Source organism: Symbiopectobacterium sp. RP (assembly GCF_050472005.1).
Classification (GTDB): domain Bacteria; phylum Pseudomonadota; class Gammaproteobacteria; order Enterobacterales; family Enterobacteriaceae; genus Symbiopectobacterium.
Window position 1 is genome coordinate 1,500,723 of record NZ_JBGOGS010000001.1, and the last position, 21,015, is coordinate 1,521,737.

Consider the following 21,015-nt stretch of genomic DNA (forward strand, 5'->3'; position numbering starts at 1 on the left):
CTAAACGACTTAATTTTGATTACATTATTTAAATGAGCTATTCAATTGATTCTAGACGTAAAGTGATATCTACACGGGAAGAAGAAGGGTTGAGTATCCGAGAAACAGCGAAGCAATTTCGGATTGGCCCTGCCTCTGTATCGCGTTGGATTAATCAAATAGCGTCAAAAGCATCGACCACGCGTCAGCGAAAGATCGATAAATCCGAGTTGATATACCCAATAAACCTCAAGATGCAGGTTTGAGCACCTGAAAACAATCGTGAATTCTGGACGTCAGCGAGTCCGCTATTTCTGGTAGCGTATTGGTGAAAAAATTGAATATTGCATCCTGAAAATCGCGGGTGTTTTCAAAATAGCGATTATTCCGTGCATGCTCATTCATCACTTTCCACAGGCGTTCTATAGCCAAGCGATATTATTTTGATAACAATTAGCTGTATTTTTTTGGCACATATCAGGGCATTGGCTGTAATCATTTTTAAGTCGGTTGGCTATATCGCGTTCAGATTCGGACTGTAAGGCGGTAAATAGTGAAGCTCTATGTTCACGACAAAGGCCCAATCCTTAATCAATTGGGTTCGGTGATAACCCGCACCGTCCAGTATTACATGGATTCTCTGTCGGTAATCAGGGTAACGTTTGCGTATCTCAATGAAAAAACGAGCAATGTTGTAGTCATTAATTTTTTTGTAATCGTGAATAACCGTACCGCCGATATCGCTCAGATTCAGCGCACCCAGTATATTCAGACGGGTTCGACTTCCCGTTGTTTTAACTGACTTTTTATGCCCTTTTCATATCCATCCATAACTGAGCTTTGTGGCTTGTGTCGGATGAACCGCATCGATAAACAGAATCGGCTCATTGCTGGGGCTTTGTTGAATAAATAGATTTTATGCTGGCAGCCCAGCGAAACGACGGATCCTCGCAACGTAAAATCATGCAGTTAGGCCTCATGAGAAAAGTGTACACCTGAAATGACAAGCATTTTCAACCAAAACTGGCATGCAAAAACAGCATGATTACCTATTATTCAACAAAGCCCATTGTTGGCTTTTTTCTTTAAATTCTCATAATATTCAATGAAATGCTTCTGATTTTCTTCACTGAATTTATGGGGTACGCCCGCCGGTTTTTTGTAGGAGAAACCGGCTTTGTTGAATAAACATATTTTATGCTGCACCCCCGGTGAAACGACAGATCCTCGCAACGCAAAATCATGCAGTTAGGCCTCATAAGAAAACTGTAAACCTGAGGTGATAAGCATTTTCTACCAAAAATTGGTGAAAAAATAGCATGACTCACTATTATTCAACAAAGCCAACGTAATCTACACGACGAACGCTATAGAATCACTGAACAGCGTGCTCCGGCATGCAATCAAGAAACGCAAGGTGTTCCCGACTGATGACTCGGTGAAGAAGGTCGTATGGCTGGCAATCCAGGTGGCATCACAGAAATGGACGATGCCCTTACAGGACTGGCGTATGGCAATGAGTCGCTTTATTATCGAGTTCGGTGACCGCCTTGACAGTCACTTCTGAGGAAAGGCATTTACACAAAATCTTAAACAGGCTCTAATAAAGCGCCGATAACATTTGTTCTTCCCTTGGCTCCCCAGTTCTTCAGGCCAAAACACCGTTGACCTTTTGGGGAATAGCCGTGAGTCCGTGGGGTATCGTGTGGAAAACCACTTTCATCAATAAAAACAATGGGTTTACCTTCTTTTTCATACTGTTGTATTTTTTGTTGAAATGCTTGCCGGGCGCTTTCGTCGGCTTTCGGATGACGTAGCGTTTTTTTATAGGTCAATCCCAGCTTTTTAAGAGCTTGCCAAATGGCCTTCTGACAAACGCCAAAACGCTCTGCACGTTCTTTTTGGTAAGCATCTGGATATGGTTCAACATCTTTTATCAACTCGGATTTATCGCTCTTTCGCTGACGCGTGGTCGATGCTTTTGACGCTATTTGATTAATCCAACGCGATACAGAGGCAGGGCCAATCCGAAATTGCTTCGCTGTTTCTCGGATACTCAACCCTTCTTCTTCCCGTGTAGATATCACTTTACGTCTAGAATCAATTGAATAGCTCATTTAAATAATGTAATCAAAATTAAATCGTTTAGCTATACCACCAACGCCCCACCCCAGCACACCTAACCCGTTAATCATGGTGGTGTGTGAATCGGTACCGACCAGTGTGTCGGGATAGGCGATGGATTTGTCCTCCACGGTTTCACACCATACGGTGTTAGACAAATACTCCAGATTGACCTGATGGCAAATGCCAGTCTCCGGTGGCACCACGCGGAAATGACGAAACGCCTTTTGCCCCCAGCGTAAAAACTGGTAATGCTCATGGTTACGCGTCATCTCAAGCCGCGTGTTTTCTACCAGCGCCTGCGGATCGCCAAAATGGTCAACCGTCACCGAGTGATCTATAGCCAACCGACTTAAAAATGATTACAGCCAATGCCCTGATATGTGGCAAAAAATACAGCTAATTGTTATCAAAATAATGTCGCTTGGCTATATATGCCATCGGCCCAGAAATAAACGTAGCGCGTATCGCTTAAATCACGCAGGCACCATTGCCTGTGCTCTTCAAGCCACTGCTGTTTCAGTCTGCTGATGGTACTGGCAGAGAGGGCATTAGCTTTTTCACAGAGAAGCGCCCTCAGGGCTTCGTGAAAATCACCGGTGGATATGCCCCGCAGGTACAGCCATGGTAGCAACTCTTCGACGCTTTTTGCACGTTTCAGATAAGGCGGCAACAACGCGCTGTTGAAGCATATTCCGTTGCCGCTGCGCTCCCTGACCTTAGGCACTTTAATTTTAACATCCCCAATACCCGTCTGTATGGTTCGCGGTGGCAAATAGCCGTTACAAACGACAGCATGACGCCCGTCGTCAAGGCGGCGTTCAGCATGTTGTTGCAGCATGGCTTCGAGCTCAACCTCAACGGCGGCAGCTATCAGCTGCCTGGCAGCATTACGAATGAGTTCATGCAAGGGATCAGCGGCAATATCTGGTTCTGCGGAGACCTGTAGGGTAGACTTTTTCATGGGGTATCATCTCTCTGTTGTTGAAATCATCCACGAAATCAATCAGCAGGATACGCCATCCTCCCCGAAACCCCGTACACCAGAAATGAGCATAACTCCACGGATGACAAACACCTGAAAAAAACCAGACCACCAAAACCGCTAAAAAACCACAAACCCCACCAGAACCACCAAAGAAAAAGGTGACGCAGGAAAAAGCCAAAGTCGCGCAAAACACGAAATCCACCAAAACGACCGCCAATAAAAAGATCTCTGCTGACGTTGAGACCAAGAGCACGGCGTCAAAAACCACGTCATCACGCTACCACAGCGCAACTCCCGCAAAACTGGTAAAGGGGCTCAAAAAAGGCACCGATGCCACTGAGAAGAAAACGGCGGCGATAAAACTAGGTGCCAAGAAAGCGGGCAAAGAGTTGGTGCTCAGCGAAGCGCATAAGCGCCGTTACCAGCATGCAAAAATGACGGCGATGAACAAGCTGGTGAGTCAAATCGGTAAACCTTATCTGTATTAGTCGCGACTAGATCTGACACTGGACCTTGAAAGGTTGAGAGTTACCGGTTTTGATATGGGTGTCTAATCCTTAAACAAAACGCGAGGTAACTCTCATGCTTCATACTAACAATCCCATTATCAAACACAAAGCCGGCCTGCTCAATCTCACCGAAGAACTCGGTAACGTATCAAAAGCCTGCAAGAGCATGGGCGTGTCACGCGATACATTTTACCGTTATCAGGAACTGGCTGCTGAAGGCGGCATTGATGCGCTGGTTAACCAGAACCGCCGGGTTCCGAACCTGAAGAACCGCGCCGACGAAGCCACTGAACGCGCGGTTGTTGATTATGCTATTGAGTTCCCGCCCCATGGGCAGCACCGGACCAGTAATGAGCTGCGTAAAAAAGGCGTGTTTATCTCCGGCAGCGGCGTGCGCTCCATCTGGCAACGACACGACCTGGAGAACTTCCGTAAACGCCTGAAGGCGCTTGAGGAAAAGGTCGCCAGAGAAGGCATTGTCCTTACCGACGCTCAAATCGCAGCCCTGGAGAAGAAGGCGCACGATGATGAGGCCTGCGGTGAAATCGAGACGGCACATCCCGGGTATCTGGGCTCGCAGGACACCTTCTACGTGGGCAATCTGAAGGGGGTGGGCCGTATCTACCAGCAGACGTTCGTGGATACGTACTCGAAAGTGGCACACTGCAAGCTGTATACGAATAAAACACCGCTCACCGCCGCCGACCTGCTCAATGATCGCGTACTCCCGTTCTACGAGGCTCAGGGACTGCCGGTGCTGAGAATACTGACCGACAGGGGTACGGAGTACTGTGGTAAAGTGGAGCAGCATGATTATCAGCTTTATCTGGCTATCAACGATATCGAGCATACGAAAACGAAGGCGATGTCTCCGCAGACGAACGGCACCTGCGAGCGCTTCCATAAAACCATTTTGCAGGATTTTTATCAGGTTACGTTCGGCAAGAAGTTATATGGAGACCTGGAAAGCCTGCAGGTAGATCTGGACAACTGGTTGTGGCATTACAATAATGAGCGAACTCATCAGGGAAAAATGTGCTGCGGGCGTACGCCGATGGCCACTTTACTCGATGGAAAACGGAGCTGGGCAGAAAAGAATCTGAACCAGATGTAATCTGACAGACACCTGTATAAATAATCGGTAACTGTCAGATCAGGTCTGAGCTAGTACACCTTATCAATGGGGGTAACTCGCCCTACAGCGGTTTCGACTGTAGCGGTCTGGTCTACTATGCCTAAAAGATGTGGTGAAGATTCCTATCCCGCGCACCGCCAATGAAATTTATCACCTGCGCGATGCTGCGCCCATCAATAAGGGTGAATTGGAGCTTGGCGATCTGGTGTTCTTTCGCATCAATGGTCGCGGCACCGCCGATCATGTCGGGGTTTATCTCGGCAATGGCAAATTTATTCAGTCACCGCGAACCGGTGCCGATATCAAGATCAGTAAGTTGAGCGAAGACTACTGGCAGGAACACTACACTGGTGCACGTCGCGTGGTGACACCACAAACGATTCGTTAATCGCACATCGACGCGTTAGCGATAATAAAGACCACGTGGTACCTATGCAACCTTGTCTTTATTTTAATCGCGATCAGTTCAACACGGCAACAAAGCTAAATACCATGATCATGACTAACGCTCCAACCGTGGTCAGTAATGGCATTTTCAAATCAGTATTCATTCTATCTCCTTGAAACACAGAAATGCGTGAAAATTGCCGCCGCACTGGATGCCCCGTTCTTTCCTGCACACCACTACCCGCAGCACAATGATGCCAAAAAAGCATTGTTACACATTTTATAGGGAAAATCTCCGATCCCGGCTGCACTAATTAAATCAATTATCCCTTTCACTTTCGCGGCAAATCAGCCAAAATTCGGGGTTTACCGTGCGCTGCGTCGGTGTCCGAACACGTCATCTTCGATGGGATCAACGCGTCCCCTTTAGGTACAAAGTATTTCGGCAGTCTCCTTCTGATATCCTGTTTATACCATCGGAAAGAGAACATTACGCAAAAGCAAACGATTAACAAACTATATACTGCCGTAACAAGTAGGTTCAGGAGTCATGTTTAGATGGCAACGATCAAAGATGTGGCAAAGCGTGCTGGAGTTTCAACAACAACCGTCTCTCACGTCATCAATAAAACACGTTTCGTCGCCGAAGAGACCAAAACGGCCGTGCGGGAAGCCATCAAGGAATTACACTACTCCCCGAGCGCAGTGGCTCGGAGCTTAAAGGTAAACCACACCAAATCCATCGGTCTGCTCGCCACCTCGAGCGAAGCACCCTACTTTGCGGAAATTATCGAAGCGGTTGAAAACAGTTGTTATGCAAAAGGCTATACCCTGATTCTGTGTAACTCGCATAATAACCTGGAAAAACAGCGGGCCTATCTTTCCATGCTGGCGCAAAAACGGGTTGATGGTCTGTTGGTAATGTGTGCGGAATATCCGCCTGAACTGCTGAGCATGTTGGCCGATTACCGCATCATTCCCATGGTAGTGATGGATTGGGGTCAGGCACACAGCGATTTCACTGACACCATCATTGATAACGCCTTTGAAGGAGGATATCTGGCTGGGCGTTACCTGATTGAACGCGGCCACCTAGACATCGGTGCTATTCCCGGTATTCAGGAACGCAACACGGGCAGCGGGCGTTATCTGGGTTTTCTCAAAGCCTTGCAGGAAGCGGATATCACCGTTCGCGATGAATGGATTGTTCAGGGCGATTTCGAGCCGGAATCCGGTTATAAAGCCATGCACCACATTTTGGCGCAGAAACAGCGCCCGACCGCTATTTTCTGCGGCGGTGACATCATGGCCATGGGCGCCATCTGCGCGGCAGATGAGCTCGGACTACGCGTACCGCAAGATATTTCCGTGATTGGCTACGATAATGTTCGCCATGCACGTTATTTCACGCCTGCCTTAACCACGATCCACCAGCCAAAAGAGCGTTTGGGCCAATCGGCTTTTACCATGCTGCTCGATCGCATCACCAGTAAGCGCGAAGATGCGCAGATGATTGAGGTTCACCCAACGCTTATCGAGCGTCGTTCTGTGGGTGACGGCCCTTTCCGCGACTACCGCCGTTGATGTTTAAGACGATTTTCTTATATACCCTAAATAATTCGAGTTACAGGAAGGCGGCAAATGAGGGAATTCCGATGAGCTTACTAAAGTAAGTGATTCGGGTGAGCGAGTGCAGACAACGCACCTGCAACTTGAAGTATGATGGGGGCTTTGTTGAATAAATCAGAACTTGTAACGACTGCGCCCCATACGGGTCGATTGTTACGTGATGCGAATACTGTTCGGCATTCCTAATAGCGTGATCAGGTTAAGCGCTTTGACCATGACCATGGCTTCACCCACCTGACCATCGTAGTCTCTCAGACTTAGATGACCACCCAGAAGCCTTTTGAACCGGAACATGGCCGTTTCAGCCACTGAGCGCCGGTGATAGCCCACTTTCTTTTTCCAGATATCGTTACTACCGCTAATGCGCTGATTTGCAACAGCGGGGTTACGCTCGTGGTAGCGATCTTGCCAATATTGCGCCCCCCTTCGTGCATAGGTATAGCCAACCGACATTATTTTGATAACAGCCAGCTATGCTTTTTTGCCGCATATCAGGGCATTGGCTGTAATCATTTTTAAGTCGTTTGGCTATATTAGCAGACTATACCCCGGAAGAACTTGCCCACTTAGTTATGGTGGTTTTTAACCCTTTATGATGTGTAGATACCTATGCCCCTTCGTGGCGGGATAACCGGCCTTATTTTCTTCCTCACCAGAGCATCATAGCAGTAAACTGTATCCTAAGCGCCGTCAGCCGATGCCTCTCTGATTTTCCGGTGGGTCTGGTTTATCAGCGCCGGTAGAGCTTGGGCATCAGTCGTACCACTGAGCGACAAATCCGCACAGATAATCTCATGCGTCACACTGTCTACTGCCAGGTGCAGCTTACGCCCTACCCTGCGTCTGTCGGCACCATGCTGCCGGACTTTCCATTCGCCTTCGCCAAAGACCTTCAGGCCGGTTCCATCAATGACCAGATGTGAGATTTCACCACGGGTTGGCGTTTTTATGCTGATGTTCACTGTCTTTGCTCGCTTGCTGAGCAGCGAATAGTCTGGACAATGGAGCGACAATTTAATCAGTTTAAAAATCGAGTCACCAAAGCCCTGTAAAGCCCTCAATGAAAGGCCAAACACGCGTTTCATCATCAGGACTGTGGTGATGGCCATATCTGGGTAGTGGAGCGGTCGTCCACGCCGTTCAGTAGTGTTTTTTTCCGTCCATGCAGCAATGGCTGATTCATCTAGCCATACGGTTAGAGAACAGCGCTGCTTGAGGGCCTTGTTATAAGAGGGCCAGTTGGTGATTTTAAAATTTTGTTTTGCCATGGAGAGCTGATTTTGAAACAACTGTGTTGATCTGCTCCGATGATTACCCAAAAGTTCTATTTATTCAACAAAGCCTGTAATTCTCTCAATATTACATTGATTTGATACTTTTCTTACAGATGAGAGGCATGTCTGAAAGGGGAACGTTTATTTTCCCAAAGCGCTGCTGAACTTTATCCAGTGGGGCGGTTGAATCAGTTGAAAACTGAGGAATCATGAAGGAGCGAGAGAAGCGTAGAAATAAAAAAACGAATAGCAATACATTAACTTTTTGACAGTTTAGAATTTTTTTTGCATTTTCTTAATACCATCTTATCTCTTGTATATACTCAATAAACGTCAAGATGCACGGCAAGGCAGCGAGAAAGACTTACTGCCCACCCCTTCTACTGGATAGGCAGATGCATCTTGAAGTACGTTGAGTATATATTACGAATACAAATATTACGCAGCGTAGCCATCCCTTATAGCCAACCGACTTAAAAATGATTACAGCCAATGCCCTGATATGTGGCAAAAAAATACAGCTAATTGTTATCAAAATAATGTCGATTGGCTATAATTATCTAACAGCTCAATCATAATCATTATAAAAAACCAAACAACATTGTTTTTTTAGCGTAAAACTCGAAGTGAAAAGATAAAAATGAAAGAGGGGAGTAAGTAGCTATCCCTTCTCGACTTATTCTTATTAATGATTTTAGTAGGAATGAAAAATTAAAAAAACTATTATTGCTCAGTCCCGGCATGCTACTGGAAAAGCTTCACTGATGTTACCGAACTTAATCATTTTATACATTGATACAGGTGACATTATGTTTAATATTTACAGAGTTAATTACTTATCCCTAAGCAATGAAAACACTGAGGATTTATTTACTTTACGTAAAAACATATTTAAAGATCGTCTACAATGGGATGTGAGTTGTTTTGATGGGAAAGAGTTTGATAAATTTGACAATGAGAAAACAGATTATATATTTGGCATGAAAAATGGCGTTATCATCTGTGGCACAAGAATTATAGATGTCAAACACCATAATATGCTGAATGATACGTTTTCTTCTTTCTTTAAAGAAGTTAACTTACCAGAAGGAAAGTTCATTGAATCAACCCGTTTTTTTGTGGACAAAAATAGGGTTAGTTCACTTCTTGGTAACAGGTCCTCTATTACTCTGGCCCTATTTCTTTCATTGATTAACTATGCCCAACGTCACCATTATGACGGCATATTGGCTGTTGCAAGTCACCCAATGATGAGCATCATCCGAAAATCAGGCTGGAATGTTACAGTACTGGAAACCGGGGTTTCTGAGAAAGATGAACCCGTCTACCTGCTACTGGGTCATATCGATCTCATGAGTCAGAAAGAACTAAAAGACAGAATATTACGCAAGGACAACATTCAGTTTGAAAACGTACTGAACGAATGGCCACTGTCTTTTATAGCTGAGTAATCATTACTTAACCGGTTGAATCAGACGAAGCTCTACGCCAAGACGCACAGCATGCCGGGCATTGGCGACACCCATTTTTTTAACAATATTTAACATATGGAACTTAACGGTACGCACTTTTATGCCAAGAATAATCCCCGTTTCTTGGTATGTCTTACCGACACTAGTCCAGTAGAGAATTTCTCTTTCCCTTTTAGTAAGTTGCTTAGCTTTATTGGAATCCTCAGTTTTTTTTTCGGAGAATGGTGTTAACGTCAGGTACGTTTCGTGTACCGCTGCCAACAACATTGAGATATCTCCTTTATTCTGCAAAAGCGTTTTCATTATTATTGTCTTGCGTTCAGAAGGGATAATAAAAGATAAGGTCACAAGATTATTGTTATAGTCATGCAAGACAAATGTATAACCATCAACTACCTCATATTCACTGGCCTGATTGAAAAGTTCTGCAAAGTCATACCCTGAATGGGCCATCAGTTTTTCATTCCAAGGAAAAGGGGTTAACCTTTTTAGCGCAGTAATTACCACTGGATCCGTGTACTGAAGACCATTTTCTCGGTAATGTTTGACCCATTCATCTGGATAGTTTGTTACACCAAAGATACATGACATATCTTTTTTAGATAAGACCACGTATGCCCACGTAAATGTCTCAAGGGTGTTTAACGTTGCTTCAAGCTGTTTTTTTATAACTTCCTCAACATCATGCTCACTTTTTATTAACATATCGACATCCTTGTAAGTGCGAATAGTATACCTTCAATAATATATCGCATCTGGGAAAGTATGACCGCCTTCGTATCAGTTTGGGTACAAGTATAAGATACAGCAAGTAAACTGTACTTATGGTCAGATTATTTTTCCAGTTATTTGTATTATTCTATTAGCGATAGTGAGGTATTTATCACTGACAGTTACTAAAAAACCCCGAACACAAAGGGTTAGAGAAACAGATAGTTAAACACTAGGGAATACACACCCTCAGTGGCTTTGTTGAATAAATCAGAACTTGTAACGACTGCGCCCCATACGGGTCGATTGTTACGTGATGCGAATACTGTTCGGCATTCCTAATAGCGTGATCAGGTTAAGCGCTTTGACCATGGCCATGGCTTCACCCACCTGACCATCGTAGTCTCTCAGACTTAGATGACCACCCAGAAGCCTTTTGAACCGGAACATGGCCGTTTCAGCCACTGAGCGCCGGTGATAGCCCACTTTCTTTTTCCAGATAGCGTTACTACCGCTAATGCGCTGATTTTCAACAGCGTGGTTACGCTCGTGGTAGTGATCTTGCCAATATTGCGCCCCCCTTCGTGGCGGGATAAGCGGCCTTATTTTCTTCCTCAGCAGAGCATCATAGCAGTAACAGTAAACTGTATCCTAAGCGCCGTCAGCCGATGCCTCTCTGATTTTCCGGTGGCTCTGGTTTATCAGCGCCGGTAGAGCTTGGGCATCAGTCATACCACTGAGCGACAAATCCGCACAGATAATCTCATGCGTCACACTGTCTACTGCCAGGTGCAGCTTACGCCATACCCTGCGTCTGTCGGCACCATGCTGCCGGACTTTCCATTCGCCTTCGCCAAAGACCTTCAGGCCGGTTCCATCAATGACCAGATGTGAGATTTCACCACGGGTTGGCGTTTTTATGCTGATGTTCACTGTCTTTGCTCGCTTGCTGAGCAGTGAATAGTCTGGACAATGGAGCGACAATTTAATCAGTTTAAAAATCGAGTCAACAAAGCCCTGTAAAGCCCTCAATGAAAGGCCAAACACGCGTTTCATCATCAGGACTGTGGTGATGGCCATATCTGAGTAGTGGAGCGGTCGTCCACGCCGTTCAGTAGTGTTTTTTTCCGTCCATGCAGCAATGGCTGATTCATCTAGCCATACGGTTAGAGAACAGCGCTGCTTGAGGGCCTTGTTATAAGAGGGCCAGTTGGTGATTTTAAAATTTTGTTTTGCCATGGAGACCTGATTTTGAAACAACTGTGTTGATCTGCTCCGATGATTACCCAAAAGTTCTATTTATTCAACAAAGCCACCTTCAGTATAAATATTAAATTGAGGGTGTTCAGACTTCAGTCTCATAAGGGCTTTGTTGAATAAACATATTTTATGCTGCACCCCCGGTGAAACGACAGATCCTCGCAACGCAAAATCATGTAGTTAGGCCTCATAAGAAAACTGTAAACCTGAGGTGACAAGCATTTTCTACCAAAACTGGCTGGCAAAACAGCATGACTCACTATTATTCAACAAAGCCTCTCATAAGCATACTACTGTTATTGTTCTACCAGTCAAAATACATCGCCAGTATCCCCTTCTACAACGGGAGAGTAACGCGCTGATTTTCCCACCACCTAGTCTGTGAAATAAAGGGGCTTTGTTGAATAAACATATTTTATGCTGCACCCCCGGTGAAACGACAGATCCTCGCAACGCAAAATCATGCAGTTAGGCCTCATAAGAAAACTGTAAACCTGAGGTGACAAGCATTTTCTACCAAAACTGGTTTGGCAAAACAGCATGACTCACTATTATTCAACAAAGCCAAATAAAGGTAGAAAACTTGGGCTGTGTCCCTTAATTGCGTAACCGGTGGTAAAACAAGCGGATGCAGCCCAGTTTCGAGTTATTAGCAAATCTGGTGTATGGCGATCAGGCTACGTTCCGCTCTGATGCTTCGTGAATCTGTTCTCCATCCTTAAATTGGACGTTGCTTACAACCAGGGTCAGCAGCTCAAATCCTCTTAGTCGGTTCCAGCTTTTCTGAGCAGACTGGAGCAGCTTAAATACCATTGACAGGGTTGTTTCTCTCGAACCACCGTTCTTCGCGCCTCTGCTTCGTAGCCTCACAGTCGCAAAAGCCGATTCAATCGGATTTGTCGTTCTTATTGACGCCCAGTGCTCTGACGGGAAGCCGTAGAATGCCAGCAGTTCTTCTCGAGCTTTCTCCAGCTTCTTCATCGCTGCAGGATACTTCGCTGAAAACCTTGCCAACAAAACATCAAAGGCTTCATTAGCGGCATCGCGGCTCTCTGCTAGCCAAACCTCCCGCAGCTCAGCCTTAACTTTCGGTTGCATGGCTTTGGGGAGTGAAGCCAACACATTAGCGGTTTTGTGCACCCAACAGTGTTGGTGCTGCGTGTCCGGGAATATCTTTGCCATTGCATTCCAAAAACCAAGGGCACCGTCTCCCGTAGCCAGCTTCGGAGATACGGTTAGGCCACGTGCTCGCAGGCCATTAAGAAGTTCGGCCCAGTTTGCTTCTGACTCTCGATAACCATCTTCGACCGCAACCAGCTCCTTACGTCCATGCTCAGTGACGCCGATAATGACCAGCAGGCAAAGGCGATCATCTTGCCTGACATGGCTGTATATGCCATCGGCCCAGAAATAAACGTAGCGCGTATCGCTTAAATCACGCAGGCACCATTGCCTGTGCTCTTCAAGCCATTGCTGTTTCAGTCTGCTGATGGTACTGGCAGAGAGGCCATTCGCTTTTTCACCGAGAAGCGCCCTCAGGGCTTCGTGAAAATCACCGGTGGATATGCCTCGCAGGTACAGCCATGGTAGCAACTCTTCGACGCTTTTTGCAGGTTTCAGATAAGGCGTCAACAACGCGCTGTTGAAGCATATTCCGTTGCCGCTGCGCTCCCTGACCTTAGGCACTTTAATTTCAACATCCCTAATACCCGTCTGTATGGTTCGCTGTGGCAAATAGCCGTTACGAACGACAGCATGACGCCCGTCGTCAAGGCGGCGTTCAGCATGTTGTTGCAGCATGGCTTCGAGCTCAACCTCAACGGCGGCAGCTATCAGTTGCCTAGCACCATTACGAATGAGTTCATGCAAGGGATCAGCGGCAATATCTGGTTCTGCGGAGACCTGTAGGGTAGACTTTTTCATGGGGTATCATCTCTCTGTTGTTGAAATCATCCACGAAATCAATCAGCAGGATACGCCACCCTCCCCGAAACCCCGTACACCAGAAATGAGCATAACTCCCCAGTTTCACCATTGCTAGATACTTTCTTGCCATTTTTTCATAACGTGTGGCGATCCGTTACTGCATGGCCACGACGCTTCATGCTGCCGTTCTGGAGTTGCACGCCAATTCCGTCCAGGAGTCGTAACGCAAACAGGCTTTCGTGAGCCTGCCCAGCACTCAGTACGATGTTTAGCGGGATGACGCTTCCGTCAGTCGCCATGTGGATTTTGGTGCCATAACCACCTCGTGAGCGACCTTGGCTATATCGTTGGTAATATCGAGATGTTTTTTTGAGCGCCAGCCGCACATTTGAGCGCACGGATATTACTGCCATCCAGCGCAGTGGCTGACCAGTCAACAAGTCCATGAGCATCAAGAAATGAAAGTAATTTATTGAAAATAATGTTAATGATTCCAGACTTTGACCATCTATTGAAACGGTTATAAACGGTTTTTCATGGGCCGTAACGTTCAGGTAAATCACACCATGGTGCGCCTGAACGCAGTATCCAGAACATGCCGTTGAAGATTTTTCGATGTTCTGCCCACGACAGACCGGCCCGCGGAGATGTCAAAACGGTTGGCAACAAGGGCTCAATGATTGCCCATGCTTCATCAGAAAGATCGTAGCGAGCCATAATCAAAAGTGTCGTAGAAACAGATGGATACTATAGCTCAAGCAATTAAGGGACACAGCCTAATAACCTCAGATAGGTGAGTGGTAAAATGTGTGCAAAATTTAAAGACTCACAATTTTTTTGACATTCTACAACGCCGTACACGGCATAATCGGTAATTGTCGCTAATGTAGGCAATTACCGTCACAAACACCGTCAAATCACACGTGAGAACTGCTGGGTCCGTGCTTTAGCACGTAGATAACTGTCAAAGCACATGCAGATATTGCGAATCAACAAGCGGCCTTTCGCTGTTACCACGATCCCCGTAGGGTGCAATTCAGCTAGGCCATCCTGCACCAACGGTGCCAGCAGGCGCAAATCTTCCGCGAAGTAGAGGCGACAATCGATGCCATAGTCCGCTTCAATCGCTGCGTAATCCAGACGGAAATTACAGATAAGACTTTTGATCACATCACGACGGATGCAGTCATCGTGCGTCAAGCGCGAGCCGCGCCACAACGCATTGCCCTGCTCCCCCACCTTTTCGTAGTAGGTTTTCAGCACCTTTTCATTTTGCGCGTAGCTGTCGCCAATCATGCTGATCGCCGACACTCCCATGCCCAGCAGGTCAGTGTCACCTTGCGTGGTGTAACCCTGAAAATTACGGTGCAATTTACCGGCACGTTGTGCCAGCGCCAGCTCATCGTCTGGGCGAGCAAAGTGATCCATGCCGATAAACTGATAGCCCGAGTGGGTGAGCGTGGTAATGGTTTGGCGCAGAATCTCCAGCTTTTGCGCGGGGCTCGGTAAATCCGCATCTTTTATTTTACGCTGGGCAGCAAACAGCGTCGGCAAATGGGCGTAATTGAATACGCTGAGCCGGTGCGGACTTAACTCAGCAACGCGTTGCAAGGTAAACGCAAAGCTTTCCGGCGTCTGTTTCGGCAAACCGTAAATAAGGTCTATATTGGTGGAGGTAAAGCCAAGCACTTTGGCACGTTCAATTAGCGCAAAGATAAATGCCTCATCCTGCTCACGATTCACCAGACGTTGCACTTCCTTGTTGAAATCCTGCACGCCCATGCTCAGGCGATTAAAGCCTTCCACACGCAGGTGATCGAGGATATTCAGCTCGATTTCACGGGGATCGACCTCGAGCGAGATTTCCGCCTCATCTGCAAACTGGAAGTTCTCGCGCAGCAGCGCCATCAATCGGCTGATTTGATCTTTGTTGAGATAGGTCGGCGTCCCGCCGCCCCAGTGCAGTTGCGTGACGATGCGCCCGGCAAACAGCGGCGCGCGCTGGCGAATCTCCGCGGCCAGCACATCAAGATATTCTTCTGCTTTGTGCTGCTGGTGCGTCACCAGCTTGTTGCAACCGCAGAAATAGCACAGGCGATGACAAAACGGGATATGGACATAGAGCGACAGCGGCCGCTCAGGGTAACACGCTATCGCCTGGCGGAATGCCGCATCATCATACTGCTCGTTAAACTCGAGCGCCGTGGGATACGAGGTGTAACGCGGCCCGGAATAGTTGTATTTTTGAATTAGGGCTAAATCCCAATCGACGTGTTGATCTTGCATGCTGTTACTCCTTACGCTTGTATTTCCCGGCAGCGCTTTTCAGCGACAGCTTACGCTGTCCTGTCCCGAACACGGTGCGCTGTAGTCGCGTTTTACGCCGGGAAAGCAGCCACAGTTTAACCAACAGGCACAGCGGATAACAGACAACCAACACCGAGATGAGAGACAGTAGCCCTTTCATCTATCAGAATACGTCTTTCGGGTTATTACGTTTGAGGAGCTGCATAATGTCTTCCTGCTGCGCTTCCTCTTCCTCTTCCTCATCATCCATTTTGATGCCCAGCTCATCCATCAGGGCATTGATATAATCGAGCGTGCTGTCCACCCATTTCTGCTCATCTTTGCTCAGCGTTTCGCCGTTATCCAGACGTTCCAGCAGGGCATCGAGGCGATCGTCATTTTCCAGCAGAGCCAGCTCCTGCTCAGGAGTTAGCCGTGTTTCAAGCAGCGTGTCTGATTTAGCCGGTACGGCCGCTTTCGCGGGCTTTGCGCTTTTCGGCGTGTCATCACTGACGATCAGCGCGACCTGTTTTTTGCTCCCAATACGAGGATCGCGTATCTTGCTCTGGCCAGATTTGCCCGCCTCCACTGTCTCAGGATGCGCGCGACTGCCCGCCGCAACCACTGTGTTTTTTTTGATGTTTACGCTCCCAGCCTTCGCTGTTAAGCTCGGCGCGCGTCTTTTTCTTGGCTTTCGATGTCGACGCCTTCGCGCCTGGGGCTTTGGTGCCCGAATTTTTCACCGGCTGTTTCATAACAACACTCTCAGGTAAACAGAAGACAATTGCGGCGGAATCTAGGCTGTGTCCCTTAATTGCGTAACTTGCGGTAAAACAAGCGGATGCAGCCCAGTTTCACCATTGCTAGATAGTTTCTTGCCATTTTTTCATAACGTGTGACGATCCGTCGATATTCCTTTAAACGGCCAAAACACCTTTCCACAACGTTGCGACGGCGATAAGCATCACGATCAAGTTGCGAGCGTCCATCTGAAGCCAGTTTTTCATTTGATTTTCGGGGAATAACCGTTTTTATCCCTCTTTTTTTCAACTCGTTACGTAGTGCATTCCCAGAGTAGGCTTTGTCAGCCAGTACTGCATGGCCACGACGCTTCATGCTGCCGTTCTGGCGTTGCACGCCAATTCCGTCCAAGAGTCGTAACGCAAACAGGCTTTCGTGACCCTGCCCAGTACTCAGTATAGCCAACCGACTTAAAAATGATTACAGCAAATGCCCTGATATGTGGCAAAAAAATACAGCTAATTGTTATCAAAATAATGTCGCTTGGCTATACGATGTTTAGCAGGATGCCGCTTCTGTCAGTCGCCATGTGGATTTTGGTGCTATAACCACCTTGTGAGCGACCCAGACTATTATCGTTGGTAATATCGAGATGTTTTTTTGAGCGCCAGCCGCACATTTGAGCGCACGGATATTACTGCCATCCAGCGCAGTGGCTGACCAGTCAACAACTCCATGAGCATCAAGAAATGAAAGTAACTTATTGAAAATAATGTTAATAATTCCAGACTTTGACCATCTATTGAAACGGTTATAAACGGTTTTCCATGGGCCGTAACGTTCAGGTAAATCACGGCTTTGTTGAATAATAGTGAGTCATGCTGTTTTGCCAGCCAGTTTTGGTAGAAAATGCTTGTCACCTCAGGTTTGCAGTTTTCTTATGAGGCCTAACTGCATGATTTTGCGTTGCGAGGATCTGTCGTTTCAGCGGGGGTGCAGCATAAAATATGTTTATTCAACAAAGCCGTAAATCACGCCATGGTGCGCCTGAACACAGTATCCAGAACATGCCGTTGAAGATTTTTCGATGTTCTGCCCACGGCCGGCCGGCCCGCGGAGATGTCAAAACGGTTGGCAACAAGGGCTCAATGATTGCCCATGCTTCATCAGAAAGATCGTAGCGAGCCATAATCAAAAGTGTCGTAGAAACAGATGGATACTATAGCTCAAGCAATTAAGGGACACAGCCTAGCAGAAAGGCCAGCAATAAAAAGGGTTGGTGCGGCTAACTGGGCGAATTCGCCTTGTGCGCTACACGCTGCGACCGATAACCCCGCGTTTCGGGTCAGTTATAGGTATAATAGACCCAAAACCCCTTATCCAGAGAGAAATAACCATTGTGACCGAACAACAGAACCCAAACGTGACGCATAACTACAATGTGACGCATTTTGTCACCAGCGCGCCCGATATTCGTCACCTGCCTGCCGATAGCGGTATTGAAGTGGCGTTTGCTGGACGCTCGAACGCGGGAAAATCCAGCGCGCTTAACACGCTGACCAACCAAAAAAGCCTAGCGCGCACCAGTAAAACACCGGGACGAACCCAGCTTATCAACCTGTTTGAAGTCACAGACGGCGTGCGTCTGGCTGACCTTCCCGGCTATGGCTATGCTGAAGTTCCGGAAGAGATGAAGCGGAAATGGCAGAAAGCACTGGGGGAATATCTGCAAAAACGTGCCTGTCTGCAAGGACTGGTGGTGTTGATGGATATCCGTCATCCGCTGAAAGATCTCGATCAGCTAATGATTGAATGGGCCGTGGATGTGGATCTGCCAGTGCTCATTCTGCTCAGCAAATCCGATAAACTGGCTTCCGGTGTGCGCAAAGCGCAACTGAATGCTGTGCGTGAAGCCGTGCTCGCGTTTGGCGGAGATATTCAGGTTGAAGCCTTCTCCTCCTTGAAAAAAGAAGGGGTGGATAAACTGCGTCAGAAACTCGATCTGTGGTTCAACACCCGTCCTTCAGTGCAAGACGACGGCGATAATTAAGATTATATGTACTAGCTCAGACCTGATCTGACAGTTACCGATTATTTATACAAGTGTCTGTCAGATTACATCTGGTTCAGATTCTTTTCTGCCCAGATCCGTTTTCCATCGAGTAAAGTGGCCATCGGCGTACACCCGTAGCACATTTTTCCGGCTTTGTTGAATAATAGTGAGTCATGCTGTTTTGCCAAGCCAGTTTTGGTAGAAAATGCTTGTCACCTCAGGTTTACAGTTTTCTTATGAGGCCTAACTGCATGATTTTGCGTTGCGAGGATCTGTCGTTTCACCGGGGGTGCAGCATAAAATATGTTTATTCAACAAAGCCCATTTTTCCCTGATGAGTTCGCTCATTATTGTAATGCCACAACCAGTTGTCCAGATCTACCTGCAGGCTTTCTAGGTCTCCATATAACTTCTTGCGGAACGTAACCTGATAAAAATCCTGCAAAATGGTTTTATGGAAGCGCTCGCAGATGCCGTTCGTCTTTCGCTGTGGCAAATAGCCGTTACGAACGACAGCATGACGCCCGTCGTCAAGGCGGCGTTCAGCATGTTGTTGCAGCATGGCTTCGAGCTCAACCTCAACGGCGGCAGCTATCAGCTGCATGGCACCATTACGAATGAGTTCATGCAAGGGATCACCGGCAATATCTAGTTCTGCGGAGACCTGTAGGGTAGACTTTTTCATGGGGTATCATCTCTCTGTTGTTGAAATCATCCACGAAATCAATCAGCAGGATACGCCACCCTCCCCGAAACCCCGTACACCAGAAATGAGCATAACTCGTTAGGGGTAAGGTGGTGTAATATAGCAAGTATCCGTATTTTCCGTCGCTGATGAATGGTTGTCAGCATCCGACCCGCAGGTCATGTTTTTTAGATTGAAATGATGATGAGTGAAGAGATCGAACTGAAGTTTATTGTGCATCCGGACATGGCGGCTACGCTGCCGCGCAAACTGACGGCCTGGCAAACTGACTACGGCCACAGCGAGCATCTGGAAGGGCGACTGCTTAGCAACACCTATTATGAAACGGCGGATAACACGCTGCGTCAGTTCGGTATGGGGCTGCGTGTGCGCGGTGAAAACGGCCGGCACGAAATGACGCTGAAAACCACGGGTACGGTGATCGGTGGGCTGCATCAGCATCCTGAATACAATGTGCCGCTGGCGAATGCCACTCTGGATATACGGTTGCTGCCCGCAGATGTCTGGCCGCCAGAATGCGATGTTGAAGCACTTGCGCAGGCGCTGCATCCACTGTTTAGCACCCATTTTCAGCGTGAGCAGTGGGTTATCGCTTATCACCAAAGTTTGATTGAGATTGCCTTCGATCAGGGGGAAGTCACCGCTGGTGAATTGAGTGAGCCCATTTTGGAATTGGAGATGGAATTGAAAGCCGGGCAAACCGATGATTTGCTGGCGCTGTCGCAAGAGCTGGCGGAGTGGGGGGGAATGCGCCAGGGCAACCTGAGCAAAGCGGCCCACGGTTATCATCTGGCTCAAGGTGCGGTGCCGCGCGAATGTCGGGCGCTACGTATGTTGACGCTGCCTGCAAAGAGCACCATCGATCAGGCGATTGGCGCTACGCTAGAGCATGCCTTGGCCCACTGGCAATATCATGAAGAGCTGTGGGCTCGCGGTGAACGCAAGGCGCGCGTGCAATTGCTGGAAGCCAGTGCGTTGATGCGTGAAATGCTGGTGCTGGTGGGGGGCGCGGTACCGCGCAAAGTGACCACGCTGTTCCGCGCGGCGCTCACCCATCTGGAAGAGCAGGTCGCACGTAAAACGGATGCCGAGAAGGTGTGTTATGACGCCAACTATCTGAACAGTAAGTTAGTGCTCACCTCATGGTTGGTTAACAACAGCTGGCGTGAACATATGGATAACAAAAGCCGTATGCGCCTAATGGGCTCGTATAAACGCTTTTGTGACGTGATGCTGGATCGCGCTATGGCGGAATTGCGCTCCGTATTTAGTCACCCGCTGGATGCGGAGCACTACCAGCAGCAGTTGGCGCGTTTGCAACGCAACATCAATGCGTTCATGCTGCTCTCCAGCGCCTATACGGAAACCACCGTCGAATCCTTTATCGCGCAGTGGCGTGCGGTAGAGCACGGTATCAAGCATCTTCCTGCTTCGGGCGTGGACAGCGTGCTGGAAAATACCCGTCGTCAGGCGGTGGAACAAACGCCGTACTGGTTAAGCAGCGCCAGCGTGTAACGTATTATTGTTTCCCGGAGTGCCGGGATTATAGCCAACCGACATTATTTTGATAACAGCCAGCTATGCTTTTTTGCCGCATATCAGGGCATCTGTTGTAATCATTTTTAAGTCGGTTGGCTATATCAGGGAGTTGCCATGTCTAATTCGCCATTCTCCTCTGCGTTGCCGCCGCTGCTAACGGAGCAGCAGAGTTAAAACACATAAAAACTATAAATATCAATATATTGTTTGACTTTATCGCTCAAAAAATAGGCGACAAAACACAGCAAAGCACGACAATACACGACATTTTTATCAATAACTTACCGCTTATTTCG

17 protein-coding genes and 13 pseudogenes are annotated in these 21,015 nt (G+C 47.5%); 12 read left to right on the plus strand and 18 right to left on the minus strand.

Annotation, left to right across the window (positions count from 1 at the left end; all coding sequences use genetic code 11):
• Positions 1-32: 32 nt before the first annotated feature.
• On the plus strand, positions 33-245 hold the full coding sequence (locus ACD630_RS09975) for an IS630 transposase-related protein (protein ID WP_430358959.1): 213 nt from the start codon (positions 33-35) through the stop codon (positions 243-245).
• Here the strand turns inward: ACD630_RS09975 and ACD630_RS09980 are convergent.
• Both ACD630_RS09980 and ACD630_RS09985 read right to left on the minus strand, forming a co-directional pair.
• Positions 229-868, minus strand: a pseudogene (locus ACD630_RS09980) (IS630 family transposase); the annotation flags it as partial. The gene ACD630_RS09975 and the pseudogene ACD630_RS09980 sit on opposite strands and share 17 nt — an antisense overlap.
• 167 nt (positions 869-1,035) lie before the next feature.
• Complete coding sequence (locus ACD630_RS09985; RefSeq protein ID WP_430358960.1) at positions 1,036-1,212, minus strand: winged helix-turn-helix domain-containing protein; 177 nt, start codon at positions 1,210-1,212, stop codon at positions 1,036-1,038.
• A gap of 115 nt (positions 1,213-1,327) precedes the next feature.
• Between ACD630_RS09985 and ACD630_RS09990 the strand changes: the two are divergent.
• Positions 1,328-1,546 (plus strand): annotated as a pseudogene (locus tag ACD630_RS09990) (transposase); the annotation flags it as partial.
• Between the two features lie 22 nt (positions 1,547-1,568).
• On the opposite strand, the gene ACD630_RS09995 reads toward ACD630_RS09990, so the two are convergent.
• From ACD630_RS09995 to ACD630_RS10005, 3 genes and pseudogenes are all read right to left on the minus strand, one after another.
• Complete coding sequence (locus tag ACD630_RS09995; protein ID WP_430358961.1) at positions 1,569-2,096, minus strand: IS630 transposase-related protein; 528 nt, start codon at positions 2,094-2,096, stop codon at positions 1,569-1,571.
• A gap of 33 nt (positions 2,097-2,129) precedes the next feature.
• A pseudogene (locus ACD630_RS10000) lies at positions 2,130-2,450 on the minus strand (aconitase family protein); the annotation flags it as partial.
• Positions 2,451-2,518: 68 nt separating this feature from the next.
• A pseudogene (locus ACD630_RS10005) lies at positions 2,519-3,067 on the minus strand (transposase); the annotation flags it as partial.
• A gap of 182 nt (positions 3,068-3,249) precedes the next feature.
• On the opposite strand from ACD630_RS10005, the gene ACD630_RS10010 reads away from it, so the two are divergent.
• From ACD630_RS10010 to ACD630_RS10020, 3 genes and pseudogenes are all read left to right on the plus strand, one after another.
• Entirely contained in the window at positions 3,250-3,579 is a 330-nt protein-coding gene (locus tag ACD630_RS10010; protein ID WP_430358962.1) for a hypothetical protein, read from the plus strand.
• A gap of 94 nt (positions 3,580-3,673) precedes the next feature.
• Positions 3,674-4,714: an IS481 family transposase gene (locus ACD630_RS10015; protein ID WP_430358963.1), complete on the plus strand. Its 1,041-nt coding sequence runs from the start codon at positions 3,674-3,676 to the stop codon at positions 4,712-4,714.
• Between the two features lie 68 nt (positions 4,715-4,782).
• A pseudogene (locus ACD630_RS10020) lies at positions 4,783-5,123 on the plus strand (C40 family peptidase); the annotation flags it as partial.
• A 73-nt stretch (positions 5,124-5,196) separates the two neighbouring features.
• Here ACD630_RS10020 and ACD630_RS10025 read toward each other — a convergent pair.
• Entirely contained in the window at positions 5,197-5,286 is a 90-nt protein-coding gene (locus ACD630_RS10025; RefSeq protein ID WP_430359975.1) for a YnhF family membrane protein, read from the minus strand.
• On the opposite strand from ACD630_RS10025, the gene ACD630_RS10030 reads away from it, so the two are divergent.
• Both ACD630_RS10030 and purR read left to right on the plus strand, forming a co-directional pair.
• The gene (locus ACD630_RS10030; protein WP_430360134.1) at positions 5,262-5,408 is read left to right on the plus strand and encodes a hypothetical protein; all 147 of its coding nucleotides are present in this window, start codon (positions 5,262-5,264) and stop codon (positions 5,406-5,408) included. The two genes, ACD630_RS10025 and ACD630_RS10030, sit on opposite strands and share 25 nt — an antisense overlap.
• A 272-nt stretch (positions 5,409-5,680) precedes the next feature.
• Positions 5,681-6,706 (plus strand): HTH-type transcriptional repressor PurR, encoded by a 1,026-nt coding sequence (gene purR / locus ACD630_RS10035; protein ID WP_430358964.1) that lies wholly within the window; start codon positions 5,681-5,683, stop codon positions 6,704-6,706.
• A 198-nt stretch (positions 6,707-6,904) separates the two neighbouring features.
• Here purR and ACD630_RS10040 read toward each other — a convergent pair.
• Positions 6,905-7,168: pseudogene (locus ACD630_RS10040) on the minus strand (IS5/IS1182 family transposase); the annotation flags it as partial.
• 40 nt (positions 7,169-7,208) lie between these two features.
• On the opposite strand from ACD630_RS10040, the gene ACD630_RS10045 reads away from it, so the two are divergent.
• Positions 7,209-7,337, plus strand: coding sequence for a hypothetical protein (locus tag ACD630_RS10045; RefSeq protein ID WP_430358965.1), 129 nt, complete (start codon positions 7,209-7,211; stop codon positions 7,335-7,337).
• Between the two features lie 25 nt (positions 7,338-7,362).
• On the opposite strand, the pseudogene ACD630_RS10050 reads toward ACD630_RS10045, so the two are convergent.
• A pseudogene (locus ACD630_RS10050) lies at positions 7,363-8,019 on the minus strand (IS5 family transposase); the annotation flags it as partial.
• Between the two features lie 815 nt (positions 8,020-8,834).
• On the opposite strand from ACD630_RS10050, the gene ACD630_RS10055 reads away from it, so the two are divergent.
• Positions 8,835-9,476, plus strand: coding sequence for an acyl-homoserine-lactone synthase (locus ACD630_RS10055; RefSeq protein WP_430358966.1), 642 nt, complete (start codon positions 8,835-8,837; stop codon positions 9,474-9,476).
• 3 nt (positions 9,477-9,479) lie between these two features.
• Here ACD630_RS10055 and ACD630_RS10060 read toward each other — a convergent pair whose 3' ends face one another.
• From ACD630_RS10060 to ACD630_RS10095, 8 genes and pseudogenes are all read right to left on the minus strand, one after another.
• A complete protein-coding gene (locus tag ACD630_RS10060; RefSeq protein WP_430358967.1) occupies positions 9,480-10,202 on the minus strand; it encodes a helix-turn-helix transcriptional regulator in 723 nt (240 codons plus the stop codon).
• A gap of 315 nt (positions 10,203-10,517) precedes the next feature.
• Positions 10,518-11,447, minus strand: a pseudogene (locus ACD630_RS10065) (IS5 family transposase).
• 693 nt (positions 11,448-12,140) lie between these two features.
• Positions 12,141-13,391, minus strand: coding sequence for an IS256 family transposase (locus ACD630_RS10070; RefSeq protein WP_430358968.1), 1,251 nt, complete (start codon positions 13,389-13,391; stop codon positions 12,141-12,143).
• A gap of 158 nt (positions 13,392-13,549) precedes the next feature.
• Positions 13,550-14,111: pseudogene (locus ACD630_RS10075) on the minus strand (IS5 family transposase); the annotation flags it as partial.
• Between the two features lie 195 nt (positions 14,112-14,306).
• Positions 14,307-15,680, minus strand: a complete 1,374-nt coding sequence (gene hemN / locus ACD630_RS10080; protein WP_430358969.1) for an oxygen-independent coproporphyrinogen III oxidase — start codon at positions 15,678-15,680, stop codon at positions 14,307-14,309.
• A gap of 184 nt (positions 15,681-15,864) precedes the next feature.
• The gene (gene yihI / locus ACD630_RS10085; RefSeq protein ID WP_430359976.1) at positions 15,865-16,416 is read right to left on the minus strand and encodes a Der GTPase-activating protein YihI; all 552 of its coding nucleotides are present in this window, start codon (positions 16,414-16,416) and stop codon (positions 15,865-15,867) included.
• A gap of 74 nt (positions 16,417-16,490) precedes the next feature.
• Positions 16,491-17,276: pseudogene (locus ACD630_RS10090) on the minus strand (IS5 family transposase); the annotation flags it as partial.
• A gap of 172 nt (positions 17,277-17,448) precedes the next feature.
• A pseudogene (locus tag ACD630_RS10095) lies at positions 17,449-17,610 on the minus strand (transposase); the annotation flags it as partial.
• 210 nt (positions 17,611-17,820) lie between these two features.
• Here ACD630_RS10095 and yihA point away from each other — a divergent pair.
• A complete protein-coding gene (gene yihA, locus ACD630_RS10100) occupies positions 17,821-18,471 on the plus strand; it encodes a ribosome biogenesis GTP-binding protein YihA/YsxC (protein WP_430358970.1) in 651 nt (216 codons plus the stop codon).
• Positions 18,472-18,796: 325 nt separating this feature from the next.
• Here yihA and ACD630_RS10105 read toward each other — a convergent pair.
• Together ACD630_RS10105 and ACD630_RS10110 are read right to left on the minus strand one after the other, a co-directional pair.
• Positions 18,797-18,958, minus strand: a pseudogene (locus tag ACD630_RS10105) (integrase core domain-containing protein); the annotation flags it as partial.
• Positions 18,959-19,159: pseudogene (locus ACD630_RS10110) on the minus strand (IS256 family transposase); the annotation flags it as partial.
• Between the two features lie 204 nt (positions 19,160-19,363).
• Here ACD630_RS10110 and ACD630_RS10115 point away from each other — a divergent pair.
• The gene (locus ACD630_RS10115; protein WP_430359977.1) at positions 19,364-20,695 is read left to right on the plus strand and encodes an inorganic triphosphatase; all 1,332 of its coding nucleotides are present in this window, start codon (positions 19,364-19,366) and stop codon (positions 20,693-20,695) included.
• A 49-nt stretch (positions 20,696-20,744) separates the two neighbouring features.
• Positions 20,745-20,876 (plus strand): hypothetical protein, encoded by a 132-nt coding sequence (locus ACD630_RS10120; RefSeq protein WP_430358971.1) that lies wholly within the window; start codon positions 20,745-20,747, stop codon positions 20,874-20,876.
• Positions 20,877-21,015 lie beyond the last annotated feature (139 nt).

Excerpts from the sequence above, each read along its gene's own strand:
- hemN (WP_430358969.1), bottom strand. The coding sequence starts at position 15,680 with ATGCAAGATCAACACGTCGATTGGGATTTAGCCCTAATTCAAAAATAC.
- purR (WP_430358964.1), top strand. The coding sequence starts at position 5,681 with ATGGCAACGATCAAAGATGTGGCAAAGCGTGCTGGAGTTTCAACAACA.
- ACD630_RS09975 (WP_430358959.1), top strand. The coding sequence starts at position 33 with ATGAGCTATTCAATTGATTCTAGACGTAAAGTGATATCTACACGGGAA.
- ACD630_RS10070 (WP_430358968.1), bottom strand. The coding sequence starts at position 13,391 with ATGAAAAAGTCTACCCTACAGGTCTCCGCAGAACCAGATATTGCCGCT.
- ACD630_RS10030 (WP_430360134.1), top strand. The coding sequence starts at position 5,262 with ATGGCATTTTCAAATCAGTATTCATTCTATCTCCTTGAAACACAGAAA.
- ACD630_RS10055 (WP_430358966.1), top strand. The coding sequence starts at position 8,835 with ATGTTTAATATTTACAGAGTTAATTACTTATCCCTAAGCAATGAAAAC.
- ACD630_RS09995 (WP_430358961.1), bottom strand. The coding sequence starts at position 2,096 with ATGAGCTATTCAATTGATTCTAGACGTAAAGTGATATCTACACGGGAA.
- ACD630_RS10115 (WP_430359977.1), top strand. The coding sequence starts at position 19,364 with ATGAGTGAAGAGATCGAACTGAAGTTTATTGTGCATCCGGACATGGCG.
- ACD630_RS10060 (WP_430358967.1), bottom strand. The coding sequence starts at position 10,202 with ATGTTAATAAAAAGTGAGCATGATGTTGAGGAAGTTATAAAAAAACAG.
- ACD630_RS10025 (WP_430359975.1), bottom strand. The coding sequence starts at position 5,286 with ATGAATACTGATTTGAAAATGCCATTACTGACCACGGTTGGAGCGTTA.
- ACD630_RS10015 (WP_430358963.1), top strand. The coding sequence starts at position 3,674 with ATGCTTCATACTAACAATCCCATTATCAAACACAAAGCCGGCCTGCTC.